Source organism: Salinibacter sp., assembly GCF_036626415.1.
Lineage (GTDB): Bacteria > Bacteroidota > Rhodothermia > Rhodothermales > Salinibacteraceae > Salinibacter.
The window spans coordinates 22,456-31,287 of the sequence record NZ_JAZKRW010000019.1 but is presented as its reverse complement, the minus strand read 5'-3'; the positions used below and the strand labels follow the sequence as shown (position 1 = coordinate 31,287).

Sequence of the window (8,832 nt, the reverse complement as noted above, 5' to 3'; positions counted from 1 at the left end):
ATCTCGAAGCAGGACCGCCCGAACGGGATGCCGACGATCGAAACGTACATCAGCAGCCCGGCCAGCCACCAGCCGAGCCCCATGTAGACGCCGCCGAAGAGGAGCCAGAGGAGGTTGCCGAGGGTGCGCATGGATTGGCGTGTGGGGATGAGGGAAGACACGGACACCGCCCCGGAAAATCCGGCCGCCTTCAGGATCACAGGAGATCGTTCGTTCCGACTCGTTCGACGGACGCGTGATCGGGACATCGCTCAGAGAGGCGCGCCTGGAATGTGTCGAAGGACGGCGCGGATGCAAAACGAGCGAGGTGGGCCGGACAGTTACAGTCAGACGCCCCGAAGCCCTGGACCGGGACTGTGCCGTCGGAAAGCGCCCGAAGGGCCGCCGCCCAGGTGCACTCGCGGCGCTCGGTGTCGTGGGTGTACCAGACGGCCTCCAGTGCCGTGACGGCGCGGAGGTAGTCGACGTGCCAGTGCAGCGCCCCGTCGCCCCGGGCGTGCCGCCCCACCCGGGCCCGAAGCCCCCCTGGGCCGAAGGCGCTTCCCACGTAGATGTACGTGCCGGGCCGGACGGGCATAGCGCCGAGGGCACCGACCTCGATGATCCGCTCCTCACCGGCGCGAAGAAGGAGCGCGTAGGTGCCGGGGGCGTCCGTCATCGGGCCGAGGTGGTCGTCTCCTCCCGCTTCCAAAATGCGATGCCGCCGGCCTGCTGGCCCACCTCGACGGAGGCGACGCGCTCATTCGACCGCAGGTCGAACACGTCGACGGCCCCCGGCTCGCCCCCCACGCCCTCCGCCGAGACGAACGCGTAGCGGCTGTCCGGCGCGACGACGACCCCGTGCGTCACGGACTGCGTGTTGGGGAGCCGGGCCGTCCGCTCCCCGGTCTCCAGATTCCAGATCCCGGTTTCGCCGGTGCCTTTGTACGAGACGACCAGCGTCGAGCCGTCCGGGGACACCTCCAGGTTGTACGGCGCGGTGCCGCTGCCCGTCTCGAAGCGGCGCGTCACCGCCCAGTCCTCGCGGTGCACCTCCACCACCTCGTCGGCCCCGTTGTGGGCCACGTACACGAACGGATCGGTCGGGTGCGGGTCGGCCCAGGTGGGCTTGGGCATGCCCTCCCCTGTCGTGAGCGTGCGGGTCACCGTCCGCGTCACCGCGTCGATCTCGTAGAGCGTCCCGTCCATCATGGCCACCGAGTAGTGCGTGCGGCCGTCCGGGGCAAAGCGGGAGCCGTGCGGCATCACGCCGGTCTTCACCGTGTCCATCTCCGTCATCGTCTCCGGATCGACCACGGAAACGGTACCCGGCGTCGGCTTGCCGTGCAGGTTGAAGTTGGCGACGTGGAGCAGGCCGGTCACACTCGAGACCTCCATCGTGGCCGGAAACATGCCGACGTGCGCGGTGTCGACCTTCGTGTTCGTCGCGGTCTCGTACTTCGCCACGCGGCCGTACGGCTTGCCGTGGGCAATGGAGACGAACCAGTGCTCCCCGTCCGGCGCCACCGTCATGCCGTGCGCCCCTTCCGTCTCCGGCGCGATGTAGCCAACGCGGATGGTCTCCTCCACGGTCGCCGTTTCTTCCCCCGCGTTAAACCGCACCAGCGCCACCTCGTCGGCCGATTCGGACGCGACGTAGGCGTAGTAGTTTTGCCCGAGCGCAGGGACGGCGGTCAGGACGCTCAAGCCGACAACCAGGAAGAGAAGTCGGAGCGTGTTCATGGCAGACGAGGGTTGAGGATTGAGGATCGAAAGGCCGAAGGGGCAACGACGTCCGCTTCACGCGTCACGTCCTCACTTTTCACGCATCACTTTTCACACATCACTTTTCACGCATCACTCCCCACGCGTCAATTCAACCGCCCAGAGGCCCGAGTTCCAGTCCGCAAAGAAGATGTGTCCCTTGTACGGCTGCGGGCCCCACGTCATGGCGGCGTTGGGAATGCGGCCCTTCGGGTCGTACGGCTTAAAGTGCGCGATCTCACGGCCCTGCTCGTACAGATTCCCCTTCAGGTCGCCGGACAGGTCCACCACGCGCAGCCCCGCATTGTAGTAGGCCACGTAGAGCGTATCGCCCTCCACCCAGTAGTTGTGCGAGCCAGCCTCGGGGACCCGGTAACGCGCTTCCTCGGACGGGTTCTGCGGATCGGTGACGTCGACGAAGTGGAGCCAGCCGTCCGGGATGGTCGGCTCGTTTTCCGTGTTGAGCCCGTTCGGGAACGCCTCGTCGCCCGCGATCACCCAGTTTTTCCCGGTTTCCGGGTCGTCGTACGGGAAGGCCGCGTGGTTCCAGCCGCTCGGGTAGGCGTACCGGCCAATCTCGACGGGATTCGAGGGCGAGCCGCCCTTCACGCCGTTGCCCACGTCCACCATCACGACCCCATCGTCCCAGTTCGACGAGTAGGCGATGCCGTCGTCCACCCACACGTCGTGGATGGAGTGGCCGGGCGTCTCAAGCTCAACGTCGGCCACCCGCGTCGGGTTGGCACGGTCCTCGATGTTGATAATTTCGTAGCGGCGGCCGTTGCTGAGGGCGTAGACGTGGTCTTCGTAGATGAACAGGTTGTGGACGCCGCCGGTGAGGCGGTTTGTGTACTCGGTGACAATCGACACGTCGGTCGGGTCCGAGCAGTCGAGAATCACCATGCCGTTCTTCCGGTCGGACGCGCCCTCCCGGCTGATGATGCACGTGCGCCCGTCGTCGCTCACCTTCACGTCGTTGACGGTGCGGGCGTCGACGGTGACCGTGTCGACCGGCGTGATGTCGGACGGGTCGGTCACGTCCCAGAAGTACGCCTCGCCGTCCCCGCCCCAGGTGCCCGTGAGGGCGTAGTCGCGGCCGTCCGGCGCCTCCCACACCCAGAGGTCGGACGTGTGGACGTTCGACACGCGGGCGTGGTCGACGACCTCAATGGAGCCCGGCAGATCGCGCGGGGCAACCGTGACGGTGTGGGTGGCGGTGTGTCCCCCACTCGTGGCGACGACGGTGTACTGCCCCGCGTCCTCCGCCACGAAGCGCCCGTCGCCCCCAATCTCGGCGGCCGCCCCCGGCGCGATCGGCCCCGTGTGGTCGGTGCGCACGGCGTACTGGATCGGGGCGTCGCCCACCGCCGTGCCGGCCTCGGTGCGGGCCGTCGCCGCAAAGTCGAGCACGGCGCCGGTCCGGGCCGAGTCGGCCCCGCCGCTCAGGGCGAGGGACGCGACGGGGTTCTTGACGACCTCAACGCTCGTCGTCCCCTCGTGGCCGCCGGCCTGGGCCGTGAGCGTGACGGTGCCCTGGGCCTCACCCCGAACGCGGTGCAGCCGATCCACCGTGGCAACGTCCGGATCGCTGCTCTCGACGCGGACCGTCACGTCGTCGCGGATGCGCCCGTCCGCCGTCCGGGCCTCGACGGCAAGGGGCATCTGCGTCCCGGCGTAGATCCGTTCCGGCGCCCCGGCGAAGGCCACCGTCTCAACCGGCGCCTGCGCAACGGTCACCGACACGCGCTGCACGAGGCGATCTTGGGTGTCGGTGCCGGGCCGCAGGGCGATGATTTCGTGGGTGCCCGGCTCGTTGGCGGTCACCTCGCCGCTGCGGGTGACCGGGGCCGCGTTGCCGTTGCGGGCCAGGAAGACCACCGTGGTGTCGCGGCGCCGCTCCTCGTCCGCGCTCACGTAGAAGGCCTCTAGCTGCTGGCTCTGCCCAACCTGAAGGGTGGGGCTGGCCGGTTCAATTTCTAAAGACTGGGCCGCGGCGGGAGACACGGCGAAGACGAGACACACGACGGCCACAATCACCGTCGGAAGAACAGACCGAAATGACATGAACAGGCGGAGCAGCGAGGGAGAATGCAGAAAGGATCGATCTTCTTTTCACGATGCCTTTCCACAACTCTTCCTCTCCCAGGTTTCCTCTTGGCGCCCTGTTTCCGGCACAAAACGCTCCACGCAAAACCCCCTGCATGAACGGCCTCACACAATCTCGTCCGGTCCGTACTTGAGCACGGGGCCGCGGTAGCCGAAAACCGTCTGGAGCACCTTCGTGAAGGTCGGCGACTGCTTCTGCACGTACCACTGGTCGGCCACCCGCCGCACGCCCTCGCCGTAGGCCGGGTAGGGGTGGATCGTGTCGCCGATGTTGCGGAGGGTGACGCCGTTGCGCATGGCGATGGTGAAGGCGGTGATGAGCTCGCCCGCCCGCTCACCGAGCACGCTTGCGCCCAAAATTTTGCCGGTGAGCGACTTCGCGTGAACCTTGATCTGGCCGATCGTCGCGCCCTCGGTGATGGCGCGGTCCAGCTGGTCGTAGGGGAAGTGGTAGGTCTCGTACGAGACGCCGTCCTCGTCGAGGTCGGCGGCGTGGGCCCCCACGTGGGCCAGCTCGGGCTCCGTGTAGGTGACCCACGGCACGTGGTCGGCGTCGATTTTGGAGGGGATTTTCAGGAGCGCATTCGTGACGGCCACCTTCGCCATGTGGTTGCTCATGTGCGTGAACTGATACCGGCCCGTCACGTCGCCCACGGCGTAGACGTAGTCCTGGCTGGTGCGGCAGCGGTCGTCGACGGTGATGCCCCTGCGCGTGTAGTCGATGCCCGCGGCGTCGAGGTTGAGGCCGTCGACGTTGGCCGTGCGCCCGGTGGCGAGGAGGAGGGTGTCGGCTTCGACATCGCCTTTCTCCCCCGCCGAAATTGTGATCGTACCCTCGGACTGTGTCACCTGCTCCACCTGCGCTTCTAACATGTACTCCACACCTTCCTCCTCCAGCGTCTCGCGCAGCGTGGCGGTAAGTTCGGCGTCGTCGTTTGAAAGGATGCGATCGGCCATGTCGAGCACGATGACCTCCGACCCGAGGCGCGCGAAGGCCTGGGCCATCTCGGTCCCGATGGGCCCCGCGCCCACGATCGCGAGGCGCTCCGGCTGCTCGTCCAGTTCGAAGAGTGTCTCGTTCGTGAGATAGTCGACCTCCTGCAGGCCGTCGATGGGCGGGACGAGCGGACTGGCCCCCGCCGCGACAATGATGTACTGCCCCGTCACCTGCTCGGTGGTGCCGTCCTCGCGCTCCACGGCCACGGTGTGGCTGTCGATGAAGTGCGCGTTCCCCTGCCGCACGTCGATGTCGAGGTCTTCAAAGATCTCGGGGGCGTCGGCCTCCTCGTACACGTCCTGTCGCACCTGGCGGACGTGGTCCATGACCCCCGCGAAGTCGACGTCGACGGACTGGTCGGTGAGGCCGTATGCGCTGGCGGTCCGGGCCTGGTGGACCACTTTCGCGGCCTTCAGGAGCGTCTTGCTCGGCACGCAGCCGGTCCAGGTGCAGTCGCCGCCCAGGGCGTCGCGCTCAATCATGGTGGTCTTGGCGCCGAGATTGGTGGCGATGCCGGCCGCGGAGAGGCCGCCGGCGCCGCCGCCGATCACGAGGACGTCGTAGTCGGTCGTCATGGGAGAAGAGGATTGAGAAAGAGGAAGTGAGAACGATGCCTCTCTGGGTCTCCCAGTTCTTCTCGTCGTTACGGACGCTCGCGGTCCTCCTCTACGGGTCGTCCGCGAGCCCCCGCACGCGCCGCGGCAGCCACCACGCGAGGCCCAGGGCTGCGACGAGGAGTCCGACCGGCATCGCAATCGACACGCCCCATCCCGCCGTCGGGAGCGCGTTCGCCCCGGTCGTGGCCACGTGGTAGGTGCTTGCCTGAATGACGGAGAACAGCACAAGCATCGCGGTGGCGGCTCCGTACAAAAAGACCTGCACGTCGCGGAGAATCACGCGCTTTTCGGCCGGGGCGAGGGCATCGTACTTCTGCTGATTCGGCACGTTGACGGAGCCGGGCGCATGGCCGGTCCACCAGGCGGCGCCGTATACGATTCCCACGACGACGAGCGCGATGGCTGGCACCAGCATCCAGTGCAGAAGCGTCGCGTCCCAGTAGGCGTCCGCCGTGCCGCCGAGCCCAAAGTGGCGCGGAATGCGGGCGGGAAGGCGCGGAAAGGCCCACAGGCTTCCGCCGATCAAGAGAAGCGCGAGGCCAGCGTTGAGGCCATGAACGAGACGACGCATGACTCGCAGCGAGCTACTCTTCAGGCTCCGGCTCGGGCGTGGCCCCGCTCGGCACCTCGGCGGGGGTCGACCGGCTCTCCAGGACGACGGCCGGCTCCAGGGGACGGACAGCGACCGTATCGCCGGGCTCGTGGAACTGTCGATTGTCCGTGTGGACGAGGTACTCGCTCCCCTCGCAGCACACCCGGTACGTGATGTCGTGCCCCTTGAACGCCCGGCCCACGACGGTCCCCACCGTCCCCTCCGACGTCTCCGGCGCCTCCAGCGCAAGGTGCTCCGGGCGCATCGACACGAGCACCGTGCCCTCCGCCGGCTCGTTGAGCCCCACGCGCCCCAGCGGCGTGTCCGCCTCGGGGCCCGCGGCCTGCGAGAGCAGCAGGTTGGTGCGGCCCAAGAACTGGGCGACGAAGAGGGTCCGGGGCTGGTAGTACACCTCTTCCGGCGTGCCGATCTGGTCGAGCTGCCCGCCCCGCATCACGGCCAGGCGATCGGCAAACGAGAGCGCCTCCTCCTGATTGTGCGTGACGAAGACGGCACTCATGCCCTTGCTCTTCAGCAGCTCGCGCACCTCCTGCCGCGTTTCCTGCCGCAGCAGGGCGTCGAGGTTGGAAAAGGGCTCGTCGAGGAGGAGGAGGTCCGGCTCCGGCGCCAGGGTGCGCGCGAGGGCCACCCGTTGCTGCTGTCCGCCCGAGAGGTGCTGGGGCCGCCGGTCCTCGAAGCCCTCGAGCCCCACCATCTCCAGCGCCTCCTGGGCCCGGGCCGTCCGCTCGGCGTCGGACGCCCCGTTCAGCCCGAACGCCACGTTCTCGCGTACCGTGAGGTGCGGAAAAAGGGCGTAGTTCTGGAAGACGATGCCCACGTCCCGCGCGTCCGGCGACACGTGCACGCCGGGCCCCGAGAGCGTCTGGTCCCGCACCGCGATTGTGCCCGCCGAGGCCTCCTCGAAGCCGGCGACGCAGCGGAGCGTCGTCGTCTTGCCGCAGCCGCTCGGGCCCAGGATCGAAAAGATCTCGCCGTCTTCCACCTCAAACGAGACCTCGTGGACGACGGGCGAGGCCGCGGGCCCAAACCGCTTGGTCAAGTTCTGAACGGAGAGGATTGGGGAACTCATAGCGGACATGGCACCTATCGTCGGCCCCACTCGTTCCCCGTCCGTCCATCGGCGACGGGACAATTGAACGGGTCTACGCGCGCTCTGCGGACGCGGGGTGCTCGGTCGCCCGCTCGCGGAGCAACAACACGCCTACGAAGAGCGCCGAGACGAACATGATGGTGAGCGCGTACGGGGCCGCCTGCCCGAACATGGCCTCCTCGGCGTAGCTCCACGTGTTGAGGGCAAGCGTCTCGAAGCCGATCGGCGCCAAGAGGAAGGTGAGGGGCAGCTCCTTCATGGCCGAGAGGAAGACGAACGCCATGCTCACAAGCAGGCCGCGCCGCACGAGGGGAAAGGTGACGCTCACGAACGCGCCAAGCGGGGACCGGCCCAGCGAACGGGCGGCCTCCTCCAGGTGGGGCGGCGCCTGGTAGAGCGCACTCCGCACCGGCCCTACGGCCTCGGCCATGAAGTGGAGCGCGTAGGCCATGACGAGCAGGCCCAGCGTCTGATACGCGAACGGGACGGCCCCGAGCGAAAAGACGATCAACGCGAGCGCGAAGGCCAGGGGCGGCGTGGCGTAGCCCAGGTAGGCGACCCGTTCGACGACGCGTGTCCAGTTGGACGGGTGCCGCACCCCCAGGTACGCCACCGGCAGCGCGAGCAGCGCCGCGAGCACGGCGGCCGGGGCGGACGCGGAGACCGAGTCCCACAGCGCCGCCCCCAGGCTGGCCCAGGGCAGCCCGCTCGCCGTCGAGTCGGCCATCCAGTACCCCACCGTGCCCGCCGGAAGGAGGACCGACAGCCCCGCCACGCCGGCCGCGAACGCGTACCCGGCCCAGCGCCAAGGGCCTAGTCGATATTGGGCGGCGGTGCGGCCTGCCCCGCTCTCCGTCCGATGGAACAGGAGTCCCTTCAGCAGCCGGGCCTCCAGCAGCAGGATCGCCCCCGTGAGCACCAACAGCATGAGCGCCAGGCAGGCCGCGTAGATGCGGTCGTAGGAGGCGGCATACTGGATGTAGAGGGCGTAGCTGAACGTATCGTACCGCATGAGCGACACGACCCCGAAGTCGCCCAGCACATGGAGGGCCACCAGGAGCCCGCCCGACAGGAAGGCCGGGCGCAGTTGGGGCAGCACCACCTGTACGAAGACCCGCCACCGGCCGCGCCCCAGCGCCTGGGCCGATTCCTCTAGGGAGGAATCCAGCCCCAGAAAGGCGGTCCGCAGGTTCAGAAACAGATACGGAAACGTCGAGAGGCTGAGCGCCATCCAGGCCCCGACGTAGCCACTCAGCCGGGGCACCACGAGGCCGAGCGTCTGCGCGAGCGTGCCGTACTCGCCCGTCGTGGCCATCAGGGCGTACGCCATCACGTAGCCGGGCACCGCGAGGGGCAACACCCCCAGCAGCGTGAGGAGCCGCCGACCCGGGAGGGCCGTGCGGGTGGTGAGCCACGCCAGGGGAAGCGCCAGCACGCTCGTGCCCACAAGCACCCCCACGGTGAGCCCCACCGTATTCCCCAGCAGTCGCAGGGTCCGGCCCCGCACCACCAGATCCCACAGCGTGGCCGGGTCCGCCTGGAAGGCACGGAGCAGTAGGTACACCAGCGGAATGAGTACCCCCCCCACGGCGACCGCTACGGGAATCGCCACGTACCACCGATCGCGGATCGTGTCCAGCACGCGGGCACCTGTCATTTTTGCGTG

The 8,832-nt window shown here is 68.3% G+C and carries 8 protein-coding genes; all 8 read right to left on the bottom strand.

The genetic code is table 11. From position 1 onward, the window contains the following. On the bottom strand, positions 1 to 131 hold a 131-nt coding region (locus V5A20_RS04045), incomplete at its 3' end, for a YccF domain-containing protein (protein WP_332326770.1). 65 nt (positions 132 to 196) lie between these two features. Then, on the bottom strand, positions 197 to 658 hold the full coding sequence (locus V5A20_RS04040; RefSeq protein ID WP_332326769.1) for a GIY-YIG nuclease family protein: 462 nt from the start codon (positions 656 to 658) through the stop codon (positions 197 to 199). Beyond that, entirely contained in the window at positions 655 to 1,722 is a 1,068-nt protein-coding gene (locus V5A20_RS04035; RefSeq protein WP_332326768.1) for a YncE family protein, read from the bottom strand. Before V5A20_RS04035 ends, V5A20_RS04040 begins: the two co-directional genes overlap by 4 nt. A 114-nt stretch (positions 1,723 to 1,836) precedes the next feature. Beyond that, complete coding sequence (locus tag V5A20_RS04030) at positions 1,837 to 3,807, bottom strand: Ig-like domain-containing protein (protein ID WP_332326767.1); 1,971 nt, start codon at positions 3,805 to 3,807, stop codon at positions 1,837 to 1,839. Between the two features lie 147 nt (positions 3,808 to 3,954). Continuing rightward, complete coding sequence (locus tag V5A20_RS04025; RefSeq protein ID WP_332314637.1) at positions 3,955 to 5,421, bottom strand: dihydrolipoyl dehydrogenase family protein; 1,467 nt, start codon at positions 5,419 to 5,421, stop codon at positions 3,955 to 3,957. Positions 5,422 to 5,512: 91 nt separating this feature from the next. Beyond that, the gene (locus tag V5A20_RS04020; RefSeq protein ID WP_332314636.1) at positions 5,513 to 6,034 is read right to left on the bottom strand and encodes a DUF1648 domain-containing protein; all 522 of its coding nucleotides are present in this window, start codon (positions 6,032 to 6,034) and stop codon (positions 5,513 to 5,515) included. A 13-nt stretch (positions 6,035 to 6,047) separates the two neighbouring features. Continuing rightward, on the bottom strand, positions 6,048 to 7,145 hold the full coding sequence (locus V5A20_RS04015; protein WP_332314635.1) for an ABC transporter ATP-binding protein: 1,098 nt from the start codon (positions 7,143 to 7,145) through the stop codon (positions 6,048 to 6,050). A 73-nt stretch (positions 7,146 to 7,218) separates the two neighbouring features. Beyond that, positions 7,219 to 8,823: an ABC transporter permease gene (locus tag V5A20_RS04010; RefSeq protein WP_332314634.1), complete on the bottom strand. Its 1,605-nt coding sequence runs from the start codon at positions 8,821 to 8,823 to the stop codon at positions 7,219 to 7,221. Between the last annotated feature and the right edge of the window lie 9 nt (positions 8,824 to 8,832).

Excerpts from the sequence above, each read along its gene's own strand:
- V5A20_RS04020 (WP_332314636.1), bottom strand. The coding sequence starts at position 6,034 with ATGCGTCGTCTCGTTCATGGCCTCAACGCTGGCCTCGCGCTTCTCTTG.
- V5A20_RS04030 (WP_332326767.1), bottom strand. The coding sequence starts at position 3,807 with ATGTCATTTCGGTCTGTTCTTCCGACGGTGATTGTGGCCGTCGTGTGT.
- V5A20_RS04040 (WP_332326769.1), bottom strand. The coding sequence starts at position 658 with ATGACGGACGCCCCCGGCACCTACGCGCTCCTTCTTCGCGCCGGTGAG.
- V5A20_RS04015 (WP_332314635.1), bottom strand. The coding sequence starts at position 7,145 with ATGAGTTCCCCAATCCTCTCCGTTCAGAACTTGACCAAGCGGTTTGGG.
- V5A20_RS04035 (WP_332326768.1), bottom strand. The coding sequence starts at position 1,722 with ATGAACACGCTCCGACTTCTCTTCCTGGTTGTCGGCTTGAGCGTCCTG.
- V5A20_RS04010 (WP_332314634.1), bottom strand. The coding sequence starts at position 8,823 with ATGACAGGTGCCCGCGTGCTGGACACGATCCGCGATCGGTGGTACGTG.
- V5A20_RS04025 (WP_332314637.1), bottom strand. The coding sequence starts at position 5,421 with ATGACGACCGACTACGACGTCCTCGTGATCGGCGGCGGCGCCGGCGGC.